Origin of the sequence: Jeotgalicoccus marinus DSM 19772 (genome assembly GCF_000425825.1) — a bacterium.
Classification (GTDB): domain Bacteria; phylum Bacillota; class Bacilli; order Staphylococcales; family Salinicoccaceae; genus Jeotgalicoccus; species Jeotgalicoccus marinus.
The window spans coordinates 1-19,990 of sequence record NZ_AUEE01000003.1 but is presented as its reverse complement, the minus strand read 5'-3'; the positions used below and the strand labels follow the sequence as shown (position 1 = coordinate 19,990).

23 protein-coding genes and 1 riboswitch are annotated in these 19,990 nt (G+C 37.8%); of the genes, 16 read left to right on the top strand and 7 right to left on the bottom strand.

Features of this window, described 5'->3' with window-relative positions; genetic code table 11:
• Entirely contained in the window at nt 1-957 is a 957-nt protein-coding gene (locus H624_RS0100115; protein WP_026865748.1) for an MsnO8 family LLM class oxidoreductase, read from the top strand.
• Nucleotides 958-1,119: 162 nt separating this feature from the next.
• On the opposite strand, the gene H624_RS0100110 is transcribed toward H624_RS0100115, so the two are convergent.
• Nucleotides 1,120-2,295, bottom strand: a complete 1,176-nt coding sequence (locus H624_RS0100110) for an MFS transporter (RefSeq protein ID WP_026865747.1) — start codon at nt 2,293-2,295, stop codon at nt 1,120-1,122.
• 158 nt (nt 2,296-2,453) lie between these two features.
• A riboswitch (SAM riboswitch) is annotated at nt 2,454-2,559 on the top strand.
• A gap of 91 nt (nt 2,560-2,650) precedes the next feature.
• On the opposite strand from H624_RS0100110, the gene H624_RS0100105 reads away from it, so the two are divergent.
• From H624_RS0100105 to H624_RS0100085, 5 genes are all read left to right on the top strand, one after another.
• Nucleotides 2,651-3,736: a 5-methyltetrahydropteroyltriglutamate--homocysteine S-methyltransferase gene (locus H624_RS0100105; RefSeq protein ID WP_035855202.1), complete on the top strand. Its 1,086-nt coding sequence runs from the start codon at nt 2,651-2,653 to the stop codon at nt 3,734-3,736.
• A gap of 59 nt (nt 3,737-3,795) precedes the next feature.
• A complete protein-coding gene (locus tag H624_RS12810; RefSeq protein WP_026865745.1) occupies nt 3,796-4,389 on the top strand; it encodes a ribonuclease H1 domain-containing protein in 594 nt (197 codons plus the stop codon).
• An 8-nt stretch (nt 4,390-4,397) separates the two neighbouring features.
• Complete coding sequence (locus H624_RS0100095) at nt 4,398-4,808, top strand: hypothetical protein (RefSeq protein WP_026865744.1); 411 nt, start codon at nt 4,398-4,400, stop codon at nt 4,806-4,808.
• Nucleotides 4,809-4,825: 17 nt separating this feature from the next.
• Nucleotides 4,826-5,605, top strand: coding sequence for a Cof-type HAD-IIB family hydrolase (locus H624_RS0100090; protein ID WP_026865743.1), 780 nt, complete (start codon nt 4,826-4,828; stop codon nt 5,603-5,605).
• A 214-nt stretch (nt 5,606-5,819) separates the two neighbouring features.
• Nucleotides 5,820-6,275, top strand: a complete 456-nt coding sequence (locus H624_RS0100085) for a Dps family protein (RefSeq protein WP_026865742.1) — start codon at nt 5,820-5,822, stop codon at nt 6,273-6,275.
• Nucleotides 6,276-6,350: 75 nt separating this feature from the next.
• Here H624_RS0100085 and H624_RS0100080 read toward each other — a convergent pair whose 3' ends face one another.
• From H624_RS0100080 to H624_RS0100060, 5 genes are all read right to left on the bottom strand, one after another.
• Nucleotides 6,351-7,010: a metal-dependent transcriptional regulator gene (locus H624_RS0100080; RefSeq protein WP_026865741.1), complete on the bottom strand. Its 660-nt coding sequence runs from the start codon at nt 7,008-7,010 to the stop codon at nt 6,351-6,353.
• A gap of 62 nt (nt 7,011-7,072) precedes the next feature.
• The gene (locus tag H624_RS11365; protein WP_051220425.1) at nt 7,073-7,921 is read right to left on the bottom strand and encodes a metal ABC transporter permease; all 849 of its coding nucleotides are present in this window, start codon (nt 7,919-7,921) and stop codon (nt 7,073-7,075) included.
• Nucleotides 7,918-8,793, bottom strand: a complete 876-nt coding sequence (locus H624_RS0100070; protein WP_026865740.1) for a metal ABC transporter permease — start codon at nt 8,791-8,793, stop codon at nt 7,918-7,920. Before H624_RS0100070 ends, H624_RS11365 begins: the two co-directional genes overlap by 4 nt.
• A 6-nt stretch (nt 8,794-8,799) precedes the next feature.
• A complete protein-coding gene (locus tag H624_RS0100065; protein ID WP_026865739.1) occupies nt 8,800-9,516 on the bottom strand; it encodes a metal ABC transporter ATP-binding protein in 717 nt (238 codons plus the stop codon).
• A gap of 12 nt (nt 9,517-9,528) precedes the next feature.
• Nucleotides 9,529-10,461 (bottom strand): metal ABC transporter solute-binding protein, Zn/Mn family, encoded by a 933-nt coding sequence (locus H624_RS0100060; RefSeq protein WP_026865738.1) that lies wholly within the window; start codon nt 10,459-10,461, stop codon nt 9,529-9,531.
• Between the two features lie 185 nt (nt 10,462-10,646).
• Here H624_RS0100060 and H624_RS12485 point away from each other — a divergent pair, with 185 nt between their 5' ends.
• Complete coding sequence (locus H624_RS12485; RefSeq protein ID WP_156889117.1) at nt 10,647-10,790, top strand: hypothetical protein; 144 nt, start codon at nt 10,647-10,649, stop codon at nt 10,788-10,790.
• A gap of 104 nt (nt 10,791-10,894) precedes the next feature.
• Here H624_RS12485 and H624_RS0100050 read toward each other — a convergent pair whose 3' ends face one another.
• A complete protein-coding gene (locus tag H624_RS0100050; RefSeq protein ID WP_026865737.1) occupies nt 10,895-11,605 on the bottom strand; it encodes an SDR family NAD(P)-dependent oxidoreductase in 711 nt (236 codons plus the stop codon).
• 112 nt (nt 11,606-11,717) lie between these two features.
• On the opposite strand from H624_RS0100050, the gene H624_RS0100045 reads away from it, so the two are divergent.
• The 9 genes from H624_RS0100045 to tnpA all read left to right on the top strand — a co-directional run.
• On the top strand, nt 11,718-12,038 hold the full coding sequence (locus tag H624_RS0100045) for a hypothetical protein (protein ID WP_026865736.1): 321 nt from the start codon (nt 11,718-11,720) through the stop codon (nt 12,036-12,038).
• A gap of 15 nt (nt 12,039-12,053) precedes the next feature.
• Nucleotides 12,054-13,355 carry a pyrimidine-nucleoside phosphorylase gene (locus H624_RS0100040; RefSeq protein ID WP_026865735.1) on the top strand — a complete coding sequence of 434 codons (1,302 nt, stop codon included), beginning with the start codon at nt 12,054-12,056 and terminating at the stop codon, nt 13,353-13,355.
• Between the two features lie 13 nt (nt 13,356-13,368).
• Complete coding sequence (locus H624_RS0100035) at nt 13,369-14,517, top strand: UTP--glucose-1-phosphate uridylyltransferase (protein ID WP_026865734.1); 1,149 nt, start codon at nt 13,369-13,371, stop codon at nt 14,515-14,517.
• 20 nt (nt 14,518-14,537) lie between these two features.
• Entirely contained in the window at nt 14,538-15,227 is a 690-nt protein-coding gene (gene trhA / locus H624_RS0100030) for a PAQR family membrane homeostasis protein TrhA (protein ID WP_026865733.1), read from the top strand.
• 49 nt (nt 15,228-15,276) lie between these two features.
• Nucleotides 15,277-16,077 carry a pyrroline-5-carboxylate reductase gene (gene proC / locus H624_RS0100025; protein ID WP_026865732.1) on the top strand — a complete coding sequence of 267 codons (801 nt, stop codon included), beginning with the start codon at nt 15,277-15,279 and terminating at the stop codon, nt 16,075-16,077.
• 65 nt (nt 16,078-16,142) lie between these two features.
• The gene (locus H624_RS0100020) at nt 16,143-17,693 is read left to right on the top strand and encodes an amidohydrolase (RefSeq protein WP_026865731.1); all 1,551 of its coding nucleotides are present in this window, start codon (nt 16,143-16,145) and stop codon (nt 17,691-17,693) included.
• Nucleotides 17,694-17,783: 90 nt separating this feature from the next.
• Complete coding sequence (locus H624_RS0100015; RefSeq protein WP_026865730.1) at nt 17,784-18,833, top strand: Mrp/NBP35 family ATP-binding protein; 1,050 nt, start codon at nt 17,784-17,786, stop codon at nt 18,831-18,833.
• Nucleotides 18,830-19,600, top strand: a complete 771-nt coding sequence (locus H624_RS0100010) for a KinB-signaling pathway activation protein (protein WP_026865729.1) — start codon at nt 18,830-18,832, stop codon at nt 19,598-19,600. The genes H624_RS0100015 and H624_RS0100010 overlap by 4 nt, the downstream gene beginning before the upstream one ends.
• A gap of 210 nt (nt 19,601-19,810) precedes the next feature.
• Nucleotides 19,811-19,990: IS200/IS605 family transposase (tnpA, locus tag H624_RS0100005; protein ID WP_026865728.1), on the top strand; the 180-nt coding region annotated here is incomplete at its 3' end.

Below are 19,990 nucleotides of genomic sequence, written 5' to 3'. Positions count from 1 at the left end.
ATGCGTATAAGTATATTAGACCAGGCACCAATTTCAACACACATGACAGCAGAAGAAGCACTGGGTAATACTGTGAAACTTGCAAGTGTTGCTGATCAATTAGGGTTTACTCGGTTTTGGTTAGCAGAACACCATGGAATGAAAGGTTTATCCTCAAGTGCACCGGAGGTAACGCTCGGTGCAATCGGGATGATAACTAAAGAGATTAGACTAGGCAGCGGTGCAACACTGCTGCCTTATTATAAACCATTAAAAGTAGCTGAAACTTTTAATACACTGCTCGTACTTCATGGTGATCGGATTGACGTCGGTATCGGTCGTGCCCCGGGCGGAGATAACGTTGCCTCTGAAGCACTAAGTGATAATTATCTTGGGCATGTCTTTAAGATGCCAGACTTAGTCAGTGAATTAAAAGCATTGTTAATGAATAAGAGAGAAAACTTGAAGGTTATGCCAGATAGCCAGCATAAAGTCAAAATGTGGATGCTTGGTACCAGTGAAAAAAGTGCGATCTTTGCAAGAGACAATCAGTTGAATTACTGCTATGGGGAGTTTATGAGTGGTCAGTCAACAGGCGAAGTACTATCGACCTATAAAGCAGATAGCAATAAAGGGGAAATCATAGTTACGGTCAACGCTTTTTGTGGAGGAACGTATGAGGAAGCAGAAAGAATGGCGAGACCTTATTTGGTCAATCAAGCCTTAAAATCAACTGGGCGAGAATTTTCTGGCATACCTTCATTTGATGAAGTTTCAGCAATTGAATTGACCGAGGAAGAAGTAGCTGAGCTCAATAAGGTCCGTGACAATGTCATCATAGGAGATGCTGATTTTGTGCGGGATAAGTTGATGGCATATCAAAGAACTTACGGTGTTGATGAGTTAATGATAGTGACGATTACACATGATTTTACTGATAAGGTTAATAGTTATAAAAGAATTGCTGAAGTGATGTAAAATAATTAAGAAAAGCGTTGAACCTTATAGAGTTCAACGCTTTTTTTGTGATGTTGATGATAGCGGGTGGCCCGCTGTAGTGATCACAGAGAGCCGAAAAGTAAATAACGGCCCGCTGTGACCACGACAGAGAGCCGATAGCTATAGAGATATTATAAAACATTAATTTTCAAAGCGGCTTTTATCTTCTATGAAGTGAGTGGCGACCATGCATAAAGCGCCAAATACTAACATACCACCGGCAATGAAGGTAATCTCACGGTATGAAAATCCGTTAGTCAATAAAAGTGAACCGAGTGATGCACCGATTGAGTTTGAAAGGTTGAAAACTGAAGCGGCCAAAGTTCCGGCTAAAGCGGGTGCGGTAACGGCTGCAAAAATAATCTTAGAATTCAACATTGGAGAAATTCCGAATGTGCCTAAGCCAAATAGTCCAGCGGCAAGGTAGGAAAGATATGGAACTTCTAACATAAAGGTTAAACCGAATAAGACGATGGCTAAGAACAGAATAACCAAAGTAACTGCGCCAGTTAGTTTTCCGGGTTGGATTCGCCCAGACGAAAAGTTACCAATGACTGCAAAAGTACCAAACATTAGCATACTAAAAGTGACCCCAAAGTCTCCCATACCAGCAATGTCTCTTAACATAGGTTCTAAAAACGTATAAGCAGTAAATACACCTGAGTATCCAAAAATAATCGTAACCATTAACATGATGACATTCTTATCTTTTAATGCTGACAATTCACTAGAGATTTTCGGTGCTTCACCTGTCTTATAGTTTGGTGTAAATAATATTAGACCAAGTAAGTTGATTATGCCGAGGGTAACGATGATCCAAAAGACGATTCTCCAGTCTAACAAGGCACCAATGTATGAACCAAATGGTACACCGAGCATCACTGCGATGACGAGTCCACCATTCACTAGGGCAACCGCGCCGGTTTTCTTATTTGGTGGAGAAATTACCATCGCTAAACTCATCATGACACCGAAGAATGGCGCATGCATAGAAGCGGATAACAAACGCGATAATAGTAGTACTTCAAAATTTGGTGCGGTCGCGGCAACAATATTAGAAACTATAAATATAGAAATTAAAATTATTAAGAGTAATTTCGGAGACAATCTCAACGTTAATAATCGAATCACCGGACCAAACACAGCAACACTGAGTGCATAAACACTTAGAAGTAAACCGGTTGTAGAAACTTCAACGTTTAAATCTGCAGCAAATTGTGTTAATAAACCGGTAACGACATACTCTGTCATGCCGACTGCAAAGGCACCGATCATAAAAATTGTAATGACAAGTTGTCTTGAAGCTTGATTCTTCATATTAACCTCCTTACTAAAAGCATAAGAGATATACTATTACACATTAAAAACAAAGTCTATATTATATATAAAGAAAGTGTTTTCACTTAGTGATTTATAAGTTATTTGACAGAATATTATGTCTAGTGCTAATATAATATTCAATTAAATAAATAAAATTCTTATCCAGAGAGGTGGAGGGAAAAGGCCCGTCGATACCTCAGCAGCGGACCCTTAGGGGTACTGTGCTAATTCCTTGAAGTTCTTGTAACTTAAAGATGAGAAGATGGACATGTAAAGCACTCCTCTTTTAAATCTTAAACAAGATAGAAGGGGAATTTATTTATTTAAAAACAATATTGAAAGAGGTTATTACATGTCAGCACCATTTAAAGCAGATCACGTCGGAAGTTTATTACGTCCTGTCAGAATACATCAAGCAAGAAAAGACTTTGAAGCAGGTAATATCAGTAAGGACGAATTATTTAAAATAGAAACAGAAGAAATTGAAAAAGTTGTGGATAAGCAAATTGAAGTCGGACTCAAGGCTGTTACGGATGGCGAGTTCCGCCGACGTTTTTGGCACACTGACTTTATGGAACATGTTGGTGGCTTTGAAGGCTATATCCCTGAAGAAGGTTACTCATTCAATGGCATGAAGACAGAAGCCTATAATATCCGCAACATCGGTAAGATTTCTTTCGATAAAAACCATCCACACGTGAAAGAGTTTATCCTGTTTAAGGAAATCGTTGGAGACAGAGCTGTTCCAAAACAAACTATTCCTTCACCTAACCAATTTTTCAACTATGGTGTACGTAATAAGGAAATCTATCCGGATATTGAAGAATATGCAGATGACATTATTGCAGCTTACCAGGATGCCATCTTGGCCTTCTATGATGTCGGTTGTCGATACTTACAGTTAGATGATGTTTATATTGCAAGACTAAATACTGAAGAAGAACCGTATCAAGAGAGTGGTTATAACCGCGAACAACTTATAGATCTTGCTCTAAGAGTTGTAAATGGCGCCCTAGAAGTGAAACCAGAAGATATGGTAATTACTACTCACTTATGTCGAGGAAACTACCGTTCAACTTGGGCATTTGAAGGATCATACGCCAAGATTGCACCTGTCTTATTTGCTAAAGAAAATGTTGATGGTTTCTTTTTAGAGTATGACGATGATCGTTCAGGCGATTTTGAGCCTCTAAAAGAAATTCCTGATGGTGGCCCGGCTGTTGTGCTCGGTTTACTGACTTCAAAAAGTGGTGATTTAGAAGATAAAGAAGTGATCAAAGCGCGTATTGAAGAAGCGACCAATTATGTGCCTAAAGAACAAATTCGTTTGAGTCCACAATGTGGATTCTCTTCAACACACCACGGAAATGTATTAACTGAGGAAGAACAGTGGGAAAAATTACGTTACGTCATTGCACTTGCTGACGAATTATTATAAGGAAACTGCCACTCATGGTACAATCATGAGTGGTTTTATATATTTAAAGGAGTATCGTTATGGCGAAATATTATGCAGTGCGTAAAGGACATCAAACAGGCATCTTCACTAATTGGCCGGACTGTCAAAAAGCAGTTAAAGGTTATAGTGGGGCAGAATTCAAATCATTTAAAACAAGACAAGAAGCTGAGAATTTTATAGATAATTTAAAAAATGAAATAGTAGATATTCCTAAAGGTGCCCTTGTGACTTATGTGGATGGTAGTTATGACAAAAGAAGTGAAAAGGCAGGCTTTGGTGCGGTGTTTATAGTGGACGATCGTGTGATTCACCAAGCGAGTGAACCGACTGAGGTCGACCCTGAAGTCAATCTTTGGAACGTAACAGCAGAAATAGCAGGTATTCTCTATGCAGTAGAGTGGGCGATTCAACATGACTATAGTGATATATATGTGCACTACGATTATGCAGGATTAGAAAAATGGTATAATGAAGAGTGGAGAGCGAGGAATTCTGTCACTCAAAATTATGTTAAAACGATGCACGAATATAGTAAGAAGATTAATATTCATTTCTATAAGGTGGCAGCACATACAGGTGTGGAATTTAACGATCTTGCAGACCAACTCGCTAAACAAGCTGTAAGTCAGTAGGAGAAATTATGCATATACTTTTATTTGTTTTAGTTGCAGGACTATTAATTAAATTTGCGACAACGTCATTTTTTGACCAAGATAGAATTCATTTTTCATTCGATGAAAGACGATACTTTAATGATGAAAAAGAAACGATTGCGAAGATAATGCGGTTAAATCTAGTGAAAAAAGAAAGAATATTCTTCATTGTAATGACCCTAGTTTATATCACTTCAATCATCTTATATTTCTCGGGAAATATCACTTTAGGCCTTAGTGCTTTAGTTTTAGTAATCATCTTACAATTACTTTTAAATATCATGACGGATTTTCTCTTGTATACTGCTTTTTACGATAAGGCGAATCTGTTTATGATTGCAATTTGGCTTGTACTGATTGCTGCAGTGATTATTTTATCGAATATGTATATTATTTAAATCAAAAGAGGTGCCTTATGACAGATAAGAAATTGATATTCTTTGATATCGACGGAACTTTATATAACACTTCTAAAGAAGTGCCTGAAGATGCTAGAAATGCTGTAATACAACTCAGAGAACAAGGTCATATTGTTGCAATTGCGACAGGTCGTGGTCCGTTTATGTTTAAAGAGTTAAGAGAAATGTTAGGTATCGAAACATACATTAGTTACAATGGTCAATATATTGTCTACGAAGGTCAGGTTATCTATGAAAATCCAATTTCGAATGAAACACTTGATGCACTGACTAAACAAGCTTATAAAAATGATCATCCAATTGCATATTGTGATGAGAACGATCTACGAGTGAGCACGAGAGAACATAAACATGTTCAAAGTGGCATCGGATCATTGAAGTTAAACTTCGAGGTGACAGAAGATCAGGCATACTACCATAATAATGATATTCATCAAGCGCTGTTGTTTTGTACCGATGGCGAAGAAGAAGCGTATGAAAACAATTATGATGATGTTTACTTCTTAAGATGGCATGAATTTGCTACAGATGTCATACCTAAAGGCGGTTCTAAAGCTAAAGGAATAGAAATGTTGATAGAGAAAATGGGTGTCGACTTAGAACAGGTATATGCATTTGGAGATGGACCGAATGATGTAGAGATGCTTAGCTTAGTTAAAAATAGTGTTGCTATGGGAAATGCTGTTGATGAGGCAAAAAGAGTAAGTCGATATCAAACCCGTCACGTAGACGACAACGGCTTAGTAGAAGGTTTGAAGATGGCTGGTTTAATATAAATCAGTCATTTTTTTAATGTTTATATTAATTTAGTAGGGGTATTGATTATTGTTAGCGAGATAGAATAGTCTTCTAAAGTCTTATTTATAATAATTCTAAATAGAGCTTGATTAATTATTCTATTGTTGCTATAATAAGTTTATAAATAATAATGATTCTAAATAAATAGTTGCGCAAACTCATACTATTATATAAGGGAAAGGTGATTTTATAATGGCACAAGTTACAGAAAAAACAGCAGTAATCGAAGTATTAAACAAGCAATTAGCGAACAACACAGTATTATGGACTAAATTACACAACTACCACTGGTATGTTAAAGGACCTAATTTCTTCTCACTACACGCTAAATTTGAAGAGTTATACGATGCAACAGCAGTATATGTAGACGATTTAGCAGAGAGAATTCTTACTCTAGGTGGAGAGCCAATTGCTAAACTTACAGAATCACTTGAAGAGTCTAGCATTGAAGAAGGCGAATATGGTCTTGATGCTAAACAAATGGTTAAACAGTTAACTGAAGACTTCGAAGTATTATCTGCAGAATTAAATCAATCAGTTAAAACAGCAGAAGATGCTGGTGACGATCGTACAGCAGATATGTTCATCGCAATTGCTCAAGATGTTGAGAAGAACAACTGGATGCTTAAATCTTATTTAGGTGAGTAATGTTTATTAGGGTACATGCTCTAATGAAATGATATAGAAGACCGGTGCGTTAGAATTCTAACGCACCGGTCATTTTTATTGTTCCTCAATAACAACAAAGAGATATTGTGCAATGGTTTGACTGAGTTCAACGTTTTCATCACGACTTATGTTGTGAATGAATAGGAGATCGAGTGTTTTATCCACCTCATAAATTTTAATCTGATCGCCTACATTTAGATTGGCACGTTGGAAGTAATGAACGAGTTTTTCCTCATTAAGCATTCGTGCGATGTTGACTGGTTGATTAAGTTCAACATCAGACAGACGAATCGACACTTTCTCTTGTTTCTCCATTAAATCTAAGGGGATTGCACCGCCATGGGGACAATGACTTGGATAATCTAAGTACGCTTCTAAGCGGTCTGCTAAGAGATCACTCGTTGAATGCTCTAGTAGCTCTGCTTCATCATGAACTTCGTCCTTTTCAAAGTTAAGATTTTTCACGAGAAACACTTCCCAAAGACGGTGCTTACGAATGAGCTTCTTTGCATATTTCGCACCTTCATCGGTCAACATGCTGCCCTTATATGGAATGTATGTGACCCAGCCTGCTTTTACGAGGCTGTTCATCATTTCAGTGACAGTCGGTGGTGAAATGCCTAACCGTTCTGCAATCTCTTTATTAGGTACTTGTATTTTCCAAGCACCAAGTTCAAATAACACTTTTAAATAATCTTCTTTAGTTGGGCTCATCGTTACCCTCCATTCACAAGTTTCATGTCTAATTATGAAGAAACTTTATGAAACAGGCAAATTTAATTTACTGGTTTTCTATGGCTTAAAGTGAATTTTTGAATCATAAACACTAGTATAAATGTGATGAATGAAACCGTTGCAACACTACCTGATATAGAAGTGTCCGTGAAATACCCAAATATGCCGCCGGCTATACTGTTGAATGCCGCAATAATCAGTGTGAGCCAAATCATTCTAGATAGTCTTTTGGAAACTAAATAAGCAGTCATGGCCGGGGCCGTAAAGAAACTAATGACGAGTATTGAACCAACAGTATCAAAAGCCGTTACTGCTGTAATAGAAACTAGTGACATCAGAATGTAGTAGATCAATGTTGCCGAAAAGCCAGAAACAGCAGCGAATATTGGATCAAAACTTGTGACTTTTAATTCTTTGTAACACAAGAGAACGAAGATGATATTAATTAGTAAAATAATCGATAAATGAACAAGTGCATAGGGTAGGCTGAAACCTAAAATATCGATGCGATTTAAGGGGGCGAATAAGACTTGCCCCATAAGGACGACGTCGATATCTAAGTGCACGTCATCTGCATATCTCGACACTAAAATGACGGCAATTGCAAATAAAGCTGTAAAGACAATGCCGATTGAAGCATCGGCTTTGACTAACTTAGAGTTAGAAATTAGCTCTATTAGATAGACGGTTAATAAGCCGATAATTGTTGCTCCGATGATGAGTAGGGGTGATCGTAAATCATTGGTGATGAAAAAAGCGAGTACGATACCAAGTAAAATCGTATGACTGATAGCATCGGTTGTCATCGCCTGTCCTTTTAAGACTAAAAATACACCAAGTAAACTCGTTGCAAGTGCCGTGATGAGTAGGACTGCAAATACTTCTATCATATATTGGCACCTCGCTTTTTACTTTGAATAATTTTAGAACCGAGACCTTTTGGGGCAACGACTAGGGACAGTATTAAAAGAATACTGAGTGATAGAATAATCGCTGGACCCGTTGGTATACCTGTGAATGCGGTTGAAACAAAGGTGCCTATAAAGGCTGAAACGCCACCTGAAATACCGGCAATAACGAGCACATTAAGGAAACGGTTCGACCATAAACTGCCTATAACAGCAGGTACGATTAAAATATTTACGATTAGAATGGCACCAACTGCTTTCAGCCCAACTGAAATTAAGGCAATTGTCATGAGTAAGACCAGTGTGTTCATCAAGTTTTTATTAATACCGATTGTACGGCTGTATGCTTCATCAAAAATGTAGATTCTTAATTGATGATAGAAAATAGTAAATATCAGCAGACTAATTAGGGCAGCTGCAATGATGATATAGACATCAGATCTCAACATGTAGGCAGCCTGACCAAATATAAAGTCATCTATACCTTGGGTACCTGAAAAATTGGAATTGCCTTGTACATAGCTTTTTAAGACCATACCCAAACCGAAAAAGCTAGATAAAATTAAGGCAAGGGCACTGTCTAAGGAAATCTTTGACTCTGAGGTGATTTTGTTTATAAACCAAAAGGCAAGCACTCCAAATATGACTGCACCAATCACGAGGACTGACGTTTCCATCATGCCAAAAATCATAAAGGCAATGACAACACCTGGAAAAGTTGCATGACCGATTGCATCACCAATTAAACTTTGTCCCTTTAAGACGCTGACAGTACCCACTACGCCTGAAGCGATTGCTAAAATGACCGTGCCGAAAGCGACAATTATAAATGAATAAGACGTTAAAATATCCATTACTTATCACATCATTTCATAATAAGCGGCATTAATATTATCTTCTGACCAGACTTCTTTTACCGGACCGCTTGCAATGACTGTTTTGTTTAAGATGATGACATGATCAAAATATTCAGGCACAGTATTTAAATTATGATGGACAACTAGAAAAGTCTTACCTTGTTTTTGTAAATTTTTCATGGTGTCGATAATTAACTTTTCGGTTGTAATGTCGATGCCTTGAAGCGGCTCATCCATAAGGTAAATACTCGCATCATGTGCAATAGCACGCGCTAAAAAGACGCGCTGACGTTGACCGCCTGATAACTCAGAGATTTGACGGTCTTTATATTCTGTCATCTTCATTGTTTTCAGTGCTTCTAGAGCGATTCTTGTATCCTCATTATTTGGTCTTTTAAACCAACCTTTATGAACATAGCGTCCCATTATGACGACGTCTAAGACAGTAGCAGGGAAATCCCAGTTGACGTCGCCTTTTTGAGGTACATAGGCAATATTTTTAAGTGCTTTTTTACTAGTGTCATCCATGACTGATGTCTGCCCGGATGTGGGTTTAATTAACTTCATGATTGCCTTCATTAAAGTTGATTTACCCGCACCATTTGGACCGACAACCGCAGTTAAACTCCCTGCTTTAACATCTATATTTAAATGACGAACTGCAGCCTTATTATTATAGGCTACAGTTAAATCATTTACGTTAATTATTGAATGTGACATAGTTATCCTCCTTTATTTAAGATTGTCGACGATCGTATCAATATTATGACGGTACATACCGATAAAGGTATCACCAGCCTCACCTTCTACGGCTAAAGAGTCAGATAGTAATTTCTCATCATCGCTGTTAACCACTTCTACTGAACCACCTTTAGATTCGACAATTTCCTGAAGGCGTGTCATTCTGTCTGGATTTGTCGTTGTTTCTACAAAGATTGCTTTAATATTGTTGTCAGCTATTAAATTTGCAGTTTCTTCAATTTGGTTATTTGAAACTTCACTGTCAGTAGAGAAACCTTGAGGTGCGTGAACATCTATATCTTGAGTTTTCTCTAGGTATTGGAAAGCATCGTGAGGCGTCACAAGAATACGGGATTCCTTAGGAATTTCTTCAACTCTATCTGATACGTAAGTTTTAAGTTCATCAAGCTCTTTAATATAGTTATCGTAATTTTGTTCATAAGCATCCTCTGCTTCAGGATTGTTCTCGATTAAAGTATCCTTCACTTTTGTAACAGCTTGTTTGTAAAGTTCGATATCAAACCAGAAGTGAGGGTCAGTTTCAGAGCCTCCCTCATCATCTTCCATTGTCGTTAAATGATCCGTATTGAAATCATCAGTAATCGATACACCTTCCTCAAGCACATCTGCCATTCGACCTTCAAAATTTAAACCGTGGTAAAGCACGGTATCCGCATCACCTAACACGCTAAGATCACTTGCCTTAGGTTCATAAACGTGTGGGTCCTCTCCAGCAGGAATAATCATTTCAACATTGTAGCCGTCTATACCTTCATCTAAAACAGAGACCATATCATTGATAAAGGTCGTCGTGACGACAAGGTTTTGTTTATCGTTGTCAGTTTCAGAACTTGCTTCAGTACTACAAGCGGCTAAGATAATCGTTAAAGTTAAAGCCATAATCATCGTTATTATTTTTTTCATCTGTATAAACGCTCCTTTTGTTGGGTTATGTAAATTTAATTATTAGGTTATCCTAACTTTTTTAATTAGTCAAACCGAAAAGAAGGGAGTTAGGCTGAGGGAAGTTTGTTTCAGGGAGTTTACGAAAGGATAAGTAATATTAAATGGTTTAATTTTATGTTGGAATTTATGAGAGGGGATTTTCAATGGTCAAGGAGAAGGAAAGTAAAAAAACAAAAAGAGAGAAGCGTAAACTATTTATTTGGGGTTTAGTGATAGGGATAATACTGGCTGCCATTTTTGGTAATCTGATTGTTATGTTAATTGAATATATAATTGAGCATTTTTAAGTGTGATTGAGCTTCGAAAAATAAACGACTTCGCGAAACAGCCACAATATACAACAACACCACAAAAAAAGAGCTGATTCAGCATCAGCTCTTACAATTCAACTCTATTCTAGTGGCTGTGGATTGGTTGCCCACATCTCACTATTTTTAACAAAGGTTCTAGGGTTAATTTTCAGTTGGTTCACAATGATATCAGCAATGTCTTCTGGATGTGTCATTGTTTCTGGGTCTAGGTTAGGTTCTCTTGTTAATACAGCAGATGGTGTAAGGTAAGACATTCGGATATTGTCTTTTCTCACCTCTCGCATAACGCCTTCGGTCAAACCGATAACTGCGTGTTTTGAAGCGGAGTAAAGGGCACTGGATTCTGATGCTCTTAGACCGGACACTGAAGCGATATTGATAACATCCCCGCGTTGTTCTTTTTGCATGTGTGGTAGGACAGCTTTCATCGTGTAGTACATACCGAACACGTTGACGTCTAGCATCTGTCTGAACATTTCTTCGTTGTCGTCAAAGAAACTACCACTGCCCATGATACCTGCATTATTGATAAGGATATCGATAGTACCGAATTCTTCAACTACTGACGATACGATTTCATCTACTTCTTCTTTTACAGATACATCACCACGGATTGCGATTGTTGACACTTTATATTCATTTAAAATAGCAAGGGCTTCCTTTAGAGTTTCTTCATTACGTGCTGTAATTGCGATGTTGATGCCTTCTCTGGCAAGCGCTTCAGCAGTTTTTAAGCCTATTCCTTTTGAACCACCTGTAATCAATGCATTTTTACCATTCAAGTCCTGCATAATTTTCCCTCCTATTTTTTAGTTCTCATTATGAAATGAACTTATTTTTAAGTATAATAAAGATATTAAGAACATGATATCCATATGCTTGTATACAAAGGAGGGCGGAATCATGGCAGAGCATGGTCAGACTAATATCTTTGATGATGTACTAAAGGATAATGAATCATTTGTGATTGTTGTACAAGAAGTGATGGATCACAACGGTGCACTTCAAAAAAAGATACTTCGTGAATATCCGAGCTTAGATCATACAGCAATGAAAAACTTATTTGATCACTTAAAAGATACGTATTTAAATGAAACTTTTAGTGAACACGGGACATATTTTGATATTACGGTTTATACTAATGAAGACTATGCGGCAGAAAATATTTATGCCCATACTAAAAAGTATAGAAATAAGAAGGAATGGACTAAAACATCCAAGTAAAAGGAGTACTTAAACATGAGAATGGTAGACATTATCGCTAAAAAGCGTGACGGCAACACTTTAACAAAAGAGGAGATTGACTTCTTCGTCAATGGATATACGAAAGGTGAGGTGCCTGATTACCAGGCTTCAGCACTTTTAATGGCAATCTTTTATAATGATATGACACCTGAAGAATCTGCTGATTTAACGATGGCAATGGTTGAATCTGGAGATCAAATCAATTTAGCAGATATCGAAGGTATCAAAGTGGATAAACACTCTACTGGCGGTGTTGGAGATACAACTACACTTGTATTGGCACCACTAGTAGCAGCTTTAGATGTACCAGTGGCAAAAATGAGTGGTCGTGGCCTGGGGCACACAGGTGGAACAATTGATAAGTTAGAAGCCCTAGATGGCTTCCATGTAGAATTATCGCAGGATGACTTCGTAAATCTGGTTAACAAGGACAAGCTCGCTGTAATTGGACAGTCTGGAAACTTAACCCCTGCGGACAAAAAAATCTATGCTCTACGTGACGTGACTGCAACTGTGAACTCAATCCCACTGATTGCAAGTTCGATTATGAGTAAGAAAATTGCTGCGGGTGCAGATGCGATTGTTTTAGATGTTAAGGTGGGCGATGGTGCCTTCATGAAGACCGAGGAGGATGCAGTTGCCTTAGCTGAAGCGATGGTCCAAATTGGTAATAATGTTGGTCGTCGTACGATGGCTATTATTTCAAGTATGGAAGAACCACTTGGTTATGCAGTCGGCAATGCAAATGAAGTGCGTGAAGCAATTGACACTCTAAAAGGTGAAGGGCCAGAAGATTTAACAGAACTCTCATTAACTCTAGCAAGTCAAATGGTCGTTGTTGGCGGTAAGGCTGAGACGATTGAAGAAGCGAGAACAATGCTAGAAGAAGTCATTAAGAATGGTAAGGCGCTCGAGAAATTTAAAGCCTTTGTTAAAAACCAAGGTGGAGATGATTCCTTAGTTGATCATCCAGAAAACCTCGCTCAAGCGAAATATCATATTGACGTTGTAGCAACTGAGTCAGGCTTTATTGAGTCAATTGATGCAGAGAACGTTGGTGTGGCAGCATCTATCCTAGGTGCAGGGCGTCAGACTAAAGATGACGAGATCGACTTAGCTGTCGGCATTATACATAAGAAAAAAGTAGGCGACAAGGTCAATAAGGGCGATGTTCTTGCTGTTTTAGAAGCAAATACGGATAGTGTTGATGATGTTGTGAAACGTGTTCAAGACAGTTATCATTACGGTAAAGATGAAGTACACACTAAATTAATTAAACGTATTATTACTGCATAAAAGGAGTGGACTTATGATTGAAGAATTAATCCCACAATATAATTTATTAGAAGATAGCTATAAAGAAAAAGTTAAAGCGCAATTTGAAACTTTGGATTTAAATTTAATTAAACATGTCTATGAAGATGTGTACTTAAAGAGTAATGAAATGGACTTAACAAAAGTTGAAGAAGTCCCTCACGTGTTAAAGCAGGACCTTGATGTAGATGCAGTTTCTGGACTTGCAACAACAGCGATTGAAAACGGTGAGGTCGCAGTTGTTCTACTTGCGGGTGGACAAGGTACTCGCTTAGAGCACTCAGGTCCAAAGGGGACTTTCTCTTTTGAAGGTGTTTCTTTATTCGAATTACAAGCAAGAGAAATTCTTAAATATAAAAAAGCAGATGGTAGTCTACCTGTGCACTGGTATATCATGACGAGTGATATCAATCATGAAGAAACATTACAATTCTTTGAAGACCACTTGTATTTTGAAGTGCCAAAAGATAACATTCACTTCTTCAAACAAGAGCATTTCCCACCTTTATCTAAAGATGGAGAATTGTTATTAACAGAAGAAAAAGACATCATGCTTACACCTAATGGTAATGGTGGGATCTTCAGTTCACTTAAAAGTAGTGGCATGCTAGATGATATGGTAGATAGAGGCGTCAAAAATGTGTTCATGAACAACGTTGATAATGTTGTTGTAAAAGTATTAGACCCTGCTTTAATTGGTCTACATTTACAGGATCAAAATGATGTCACATCTAAATCCATTACTCCAAAAGAAGGAGAGTCTGTCGGTAGATTGGCTGTCTTAGACGGTTATAAAGGTGTTGTTGAATATACTGAACTTCCAGAAGGTAGCGAAGATCAGTTCACTAATGGGAATATAGGGATTCATGTCTATAGCATGAATTTCTTAAATGAAGCTGCAGACGGTGCAATGCCATATCACCTTGCATTAAAAAAACTAGTGCATCTAGGACAGCATCTCGAGGTGACTAAGGAAGAAGTATTGAAATTTGAAAAATTCTACTTTGATGCTTTTAGATATGCTGGCAAACACAACACCCTTCAAGTAGACCGAAAAGGTGAGTTCTCCCCACTAAAAAATAAAGTGGGCAAGGATAGTATTGAGACTGCCTTTAACGATCTTTCTGAAGAAGGGTTGATTTAATGTATGGGGAGTCAGAACAAATGGGAGAAAAACACAACCAAGAGAATGTAACTTCTAGAATCGAACGTACTTTAAAAAATGTTGTACCCTTATCTTTTGGAGAAGAAGTTGGCAATGCAGTCAGTCATGGTGTGGCAGCACTGATTTTCATTTTCCTCTTACCATTTACTGCGATTTATATGTACGTCCTTGGTGGGATTAGTCACGCAGTTGGGGGTTCGATCTTTGTCATTAGTATGTTGCTCATGTTTCTGACGTCTACCCTCTACCATTCAATGGCGCATAATACCAATCACAAGTACGTTATGCGTTTACTAGACCATAGTTTTATCTATGTTGCTATCGCTGGAACGTATACCCCGATTGCTTTATCAGTAGTAGGCGGAACTTTTGGACTCGTTATTTTAATCATTCAATGGTTGGCGACAATTCTTGGTATCTTATATAAGGTATTGGCACCAGTCGTTAATGAAAAGGTGAGCTTGGCATTTTATCTGGTAATGGGTTGGTCAGCAGTTCTATTCATACCAACTATTATTACGGATACGTCATGGCAGTTCATGAGTCTGATTATACTAGGTGGTGTATTTTACACGGTTGGTGCATGGTTTTACGCACAAAAAACGCGTAACTACTTCCATATGATTTGGCATTTCTTCATTATTGCTGCTGCAATATGTCACTATTTTGCAATTGTGTTCTATATATGAGAGGATACTATGGTAAAATACGTACCAATAAAGAACCGAGGGTGGTCTTATGAAAATTGTATTTTACGGGGCTGGTAATATGGCCAGCGCAATCTTTACAGGAATGATTCATAAAGGAATTGTCAGTGCAAAAGATATTTATATCACAAGTAAATCTAATCGAATTACTGCTATGGCCTTTAAAGAATCATTAGGTTTAAATGTCTCTTATGACGATAAGGAACTGTGTGAAGATGCTGATTATATTGTGCTGGCATCGAAGCCTCAAAATTTCTCAGATGTTGCAGATAGAATTCGTCCGCATTTAACAGAAAAGACGAAATTAGTGTCTGTCATGGCTGGAATTAGAATTGAAACTGTGCAAGAAGAATTTGCAACGGGTAATCCAGTTGCAAGAATTATGCCAAACACCAATGCGATGGTTCAACACTCAGTTAATGGTATTGCCTTTTCTGATAACTTTTTAGAACGTGAAGAACTGATTAAACTTATGGCAAGTTTCGGGAAAAATGTAGTGGTTGAAGAAGATGGTATGGATAACATCACAGCAGCAACTGGTTCAGGTCCTGCTTTTCTCTACTATATATACGAACAATATGCGAATAGTTTAGTAGAACTCGGCTTTTCAGAAGAGGATGCGCATGAGTTAACACGTGAACTTGTTATCGGGACAGGTAAAACGTTATTGAACAGAGATGAATCGTTTGAGCGTTTAAGAAAAGATATTACTTCTAAAGCTGGAACTACTGAAGCCGGCTTAGATACTTTAATGGAGTTCAAACTCCAAGAAATGATTTTTAAAACCTTGGGCTCAGCAAGAGACCGTAGCAAGAAACTAAGTGAACGATAAATGAAACTAAGAATACTTTCATATATAATCATATATGAAAGTATTTTTTTCTGAGGATGATAATTATGGCAGACTTATATTTTAATGGGAAAATTTATACGATGACTGGTGAAAACGAAGTTGTTGAAGCCGTCTTAGTAGAAGATACAACAGTGAAAGCTGTAGGTACGTTTGAAGAATTGAAAGGTTTAGCAAATCAACATATTGATTTACAAGGCCAGACGATGATGCCTGCCTTAACGGATGTACACCAGCACCTGATTATGATTGGTAAAAAATTAGCATTACTTGCATTAGATGATGTGACTGACATAGATGAAATGAAGCAACAAGTTGCGGATTTTGATTCTAATCATAAGTGGAATAATATTCTTGGTTATGATGAAAATAATTTTGATAATCAATACAAGATTCATATTGAAGAACTTGATCAGTTAACTGAAAAACCAACCTTAATTACGCGCATTTGTTCTCATGCAGGTGTAGTGAACTCCAAAGCATTTGAAGCTTTAGGCATTACAAGAGATACAAAAAACCCAGAAGGTGGGTACTTTGAAAAAGACGAAAATGGTGAACTAACTGGATGGGTCTATGACAAAGCCTTTGAAGAAATGAGAGCAGCAACGGTAGATGATACAGTTGAGTCGATTAGTGAAGATATTACTCGTGCCGTTAAATATATGCATTCCCTAGGTATTGTTGGCGCTCATACCGAAGACCTTGCTTATTATGGTGACTTCAATGTGCCGCTTGACGCTTACCTTCAAACACTTGGTGAAAAAGAACTTAAATTCCGTGCGAATTTACTAACACATGAACAAGTTTATGAAGATGTCGTGAAAGCAAATAAGGCCTATAAGAAGAACTACGTCGAACGTGATGCCATGAAAATCTTTGCAGATGGTGCATTCGGTGCAAAAACTGCCTTAGTAAGTGAACCGTATGTTAATTCCGATGACCAAGGCCTGCAAATTCACACAAGAGAAAAATTAGAAGAAATGGTCCAGACAGCAAGAAAAAATAAAGATGCGATTGCAGTTCACATGATTGGTGACCGTGCGATTGAAATGGTGCTAGATACTATAGAAAAATACCCAGTAGCCAAAGGTAAGCACGATAGATTGATTCATGTGAGTCTCCTACGTCCAGACCTTATAGAACGTATGGCGAACCTACCAGTCATCTGTGATATTCAACCGACATTCTTAACCTCAGATATGCCTTGGGTAGAGGACTATATTGGTAGTAGTCGTGCGAAGTACTTGTATCCATTTAAAACCCTCCTCGATAAAGGACTCGTTCTCGGTGGGTCATCAGACGCTCCAATTGAAAAGGTAAATCCATTTTTAGGAATTCATGCCTTAATCACTCGTGAAAAAGATGGTGTAGTATACAATCCGAATGAGATTGTTGACCGTTATGATGCCTTTAGAATGTACACAACAGAAGCAGCAAAAATTGTTTATAGAGAAGATATTCAAGGTCAGATTAAACCGGGCTTTCTTGCGGACTTCATTGTATTGGATAGAGATGTGATGACAATAGAGCCAGATGAACTTTTAGATGTACAAGTCTTACAGACAATTATTGATGGTGAGGTCGTCTTTGAGCTGTAACGATAAGTTCAAGATTGAGTGATATTAGGGGTAACGATCTTATGTTATTATTAGAAGTATTGGAATCAAGTTGAAGTTAGGAGCGTTTACATGATAACTGAAAGTAAGGTTAGAGAGATTATCGGAGCATTAAATGATCCGATTTTAAATGTCCCGATCAGTGACACAGAAGGGCTGCTCGAGGTCAGTATAAAAGAAGAAAAAAATCATGTCAGTCTAAAGGTCGCAATCGGTCGTGAAGGTGGCCAAGAGCAATTAGACTTACAGATGAAGATTGTTAACCTGTTAAAAGAAGCGGGTGCAGATAGTGTCGGACTACGTTTTCAAGAGTTACCAGATGAAACAATTGAAAAATTCCGATCAACTCGCGGCGCAGCAATGGAACTTGGCTTTACACTTGGGAAGACAGAGTTTATCTCAATTGCATCAGGTAAGGGCGGCGTAGGTAAATCTACGGTTGCTGTGAACTTAGCTGTTGCCTTAGCTGAAAAAGGTAAGAAAGTTGGTCTCATTGACGCAGATATTTACGGCTTTAGTGTCCCGGATATGATGGGTATTACTGAGCGCCCTGCTTTAGATGGTGAAACGATTATACCAGTGAAACGTTTTGGTGTTGAAGTCATATCTATGGCGTTCTTCGTTGAAGAAAACACACCAGTAATCTGGCGTGGCCCAATGCTCGGACAAATGTTAACAAGTTTCTTTGAAGAAGTCAGATGGGGTGATCTTGATTACCTACTATTAGACTTACCACCGGGAACAGGGGATGTCGCTTTAGATATTCACCAGATGTTACCGCACTCTAAAGAAATTATTGTGACAACACCTCACCCGACTGCAGCCTTCGTTGCAGCGCGAGCTGGTGCCATGGCGCAGCATACAGATCATGAAATAATTGGTGTCATTGAAAATATGAGTTACTTCCAAATTAAAGAAACGGGTAATAAGGAATATATTTTTGGTTCAGGTGGTGGTCAAAAACTTGCCGATGAACTGAACACACCTCTATTAGGACAGTTGCCACTCGGACAACCAAATTGGAATGAGGATGATTTTGCACCTTCTGTTTATATTGATGATGAGATCAGTAGAGTTTATAGTGCAATGGCCGACAAAGTAATTGGAGGATCAGCAGAATGACTTCCAAATATTTAGTTAAGTTCTACTTTGTCACTTTACTAATTGGGGCAGTAATTACTACCCTAATTAGTTTGGTGACTGAATATGATGCTGTGACAACCTTCCTATTTCAAGGTGAGTTCGGTGACTTTTTCGTTGGACTTCTATTCCTAATTGGTTACGGGCTCCTAATTGCCACAGTCAGTCAAGTAGTCTTCTACATATATCTATTCATTAATCCATTAGGTCTAGGTATCTTTAGACGCTTGTGGCCATATGTTCAACTTTTACTGATACTGTATGCAATCTTTGACTTGTTCTACTTAAGATTTAGACAAGTAGGTGCAGGTCACGAGTCAACCTGGTCATATGTATGGATTCCGATTATTATCGTCATTGCTGGAATATTCTTTGCTTACTATAAGAATAAGATTTCAGAGACAAATGTATTTATTCCATCATTATTCTTTATGATCTTTATGACGTCTTTAACTTTAATTCCATTTATATCAGTAGAAAATACAGATTGGATTTATCGTTCAGTATTTACCGTAATACTTACAAACGCATATCAATTAATCAGACTACCTAAATATATCGAAGACTCCGAGCGTGAAAGAAAAGAACGCGGACGTACAACAAGGGCAGATGTTAATGAGCAAAAGCGTAAAGAATTAGAGGAAGAGAAAAGAAAACGTGAAGAAAAAGACAATAAGCAAATTAAAGCAAGTAAGAAATTAGGTTATAAGAATAAGACTAGAGCTGCAAAAAGTGACAGTAAGAAATAAAAATTGATTTATATAAAGCCCGTCAAGACAATGTTTGACGGGCTTTATATATTTTATTAGTGACTTCAGTCGGTTGAGCACGTAGACGTGCGAAACAAATAAACCACACGCTATGCGTGTGGATGAAGTAGCTTTAGCGATAATATGCCCCTTTCTGTATACTAAATAATGGCTACCAACCGCTATTTAGAAAAGAAAGGGGCATATTGAATGTCTAAAGACGACCAAAGTTTATCACATACAAGATGGAATTGTAAGTATCATATAATATTTACTCCTAAGTATAGGAGAAAAGTTGTGTATGGACAACTTCGAAAAGACATAGGGAAAATACTTAGACGATTATGTGATATGAAAGATGTAGAAATTATCGAAGCACATGCGATGCCT

Excerpts from the sequence above, each read along its gene's own strand:
- H624_RS0100115 (WP_026865748.1), top strand. The coding sequence starts at position 1 with ATGCGTATAAGTATATTAGACCAGGCACCAATTTCAACACACATGACA.
- H624_RS0100110 (WP_026865747.1), bottom strand. The coding sequence starts at position 2,295 with ATGAAGAATCAAGCTTCAAGACAACTTGTCATTACAATTTTTATGATC.
- H624_RS0100105 (WP_035855202.1), top strand. The coding sequence starts at position 2,651 with ATGTCAGCACCATTTAAAGCAGATCACGTCGGAAGTTTATTACGTCCT.
- H624_RS12810 (WP_026865745.1), top strand. The coding sequence starts at position 3,796 with ATGGCGAAATATTATGCAGTGCGTAAAGGACATCAAACAGGCATCTTC.
- H624_RS0100095 (WP_026865744.1), top strand. The coding sequence starts at position 4,398 with ATGCATATACTTTTATTTGTTTTAGTTGCAGGACTATTAATTAAATTT.
- H624_RS0100090 (WP_026865743.1), top strand. The coding sequence starts at position 4,826 with ATGACAGATAAGAAATTGATATTCTTTGATATCGACGGAACTTTATAT.
- H624_RS0100085 (WP_026865742.1), top strand. The coding sequence starts at position 5,820 with ATGGCACAAGTTACAGAAAAAACAGCAGTAATCGAAGTATTAAACAAG.
- H624_RS0100080 (WP_026865741.1), bottom strand. The coding sequence starts at position 7,010 with ATGAGCCCAACTAAAGAAGATTATTTAAAAGTGTTATTTGAACTTGGT.
- H624_RS11365 (WP_051220425.1), bottom strand. The coding sequence starts at position 7,921 with ATGATAGAAGTATTTGCAGTCCTACTCATCACGGCACTTGCAACGAGT.
- H624_RS0100070 (WP_026865740.1), bottom strand. The coding sequence starts at position 8,793 with ATGGATATTTTAACGTCTTATTCATTTATAATTGTCGCTTTCGGCACG.
- H624_RS0100065 (WP_026865739.1), bottom strand. The coding sequence starts at position 9,516 with ATGTCACATTCAATAATTAACGTAAATGATTTAACTGTAGCCTATAAT.
- H624_RS0100060 (WP_026865738.1), bottom strand. The coding sequence starts at position 10,461 with ATGAAAAAAATAATAACGATGATTATGGCTTTAACTTTAACGATTATC.
- H624_RS12485 (WP_156889117.1), top strand. The coding sequence starts at position 10,647 with ATGGTCAAGGAGAAGGAAAGTAAAAAAACAAAAAGAGAGAAGCGTAAA.
- H624_RS0100050 (WP_026865737.1), bottom strand. The coding sequence starts at position 11,605 with ATGCAGGACTTGAATGGTAAAAATGCATTGATTACAGGTGGTTCAAAA.
- H624_RS0100045 (WP_026865736.1), top strand. The coding sequence starts at position 11,718 with ATGGCAGAGCATGGTCAGACTAATATCTTTGATGATGTACTAAAGGAT.
- H624_RS0100040 (WP_026865735.1), top strand. The coding sequence starts at position 12,054 with ATGAGAATGGTAGACATTATCGCTAAAAAGCGTGACGGCAACACTTTA.
- H624_RS0100035 (WP_026865734.1), top strand. The coding sequence starts at position 13,369 with ATGATTGAAGAATTAATCCCACAATATAATTTATTAGAAGATAGCTAT.
- trhA (WP_026865733.1), top strand. The coding sequence starts at position 14,538 with ATGGGAGAAAAACACAACCAAGAGAATGTAACTTCTAGAATCGAACGT.
- proC (WP_026865732.1), top strand. The coding sequence starts at position 15,277 with ATGAAAATTGTATTTTACGGGGCTGGTAATATGGCCAGCGCAATCTTT.
- H624_RS0100020 (WP_026865731.1), top strand. The coding sequence starts at position 16,143 with ATGGCAGACTTATATTTTAATGGGAAAATTTATACGATGACTGGTGAA.
- H624_RS0100015 (WP_026865730.1), top strand. The coding sequence starts at position 17,784 with ATGATAACTGAAAGTAAGGTTAGAGAGATTATCGGAGCATTAAATGAT.
- H624_RS0100010 (WP_026865729.1), top strand. The coding sequence starts at position 18,830 with ATGACTTCCAAATATTTAGTTAAGTTCTACTTTGTCACTTTACTAATT.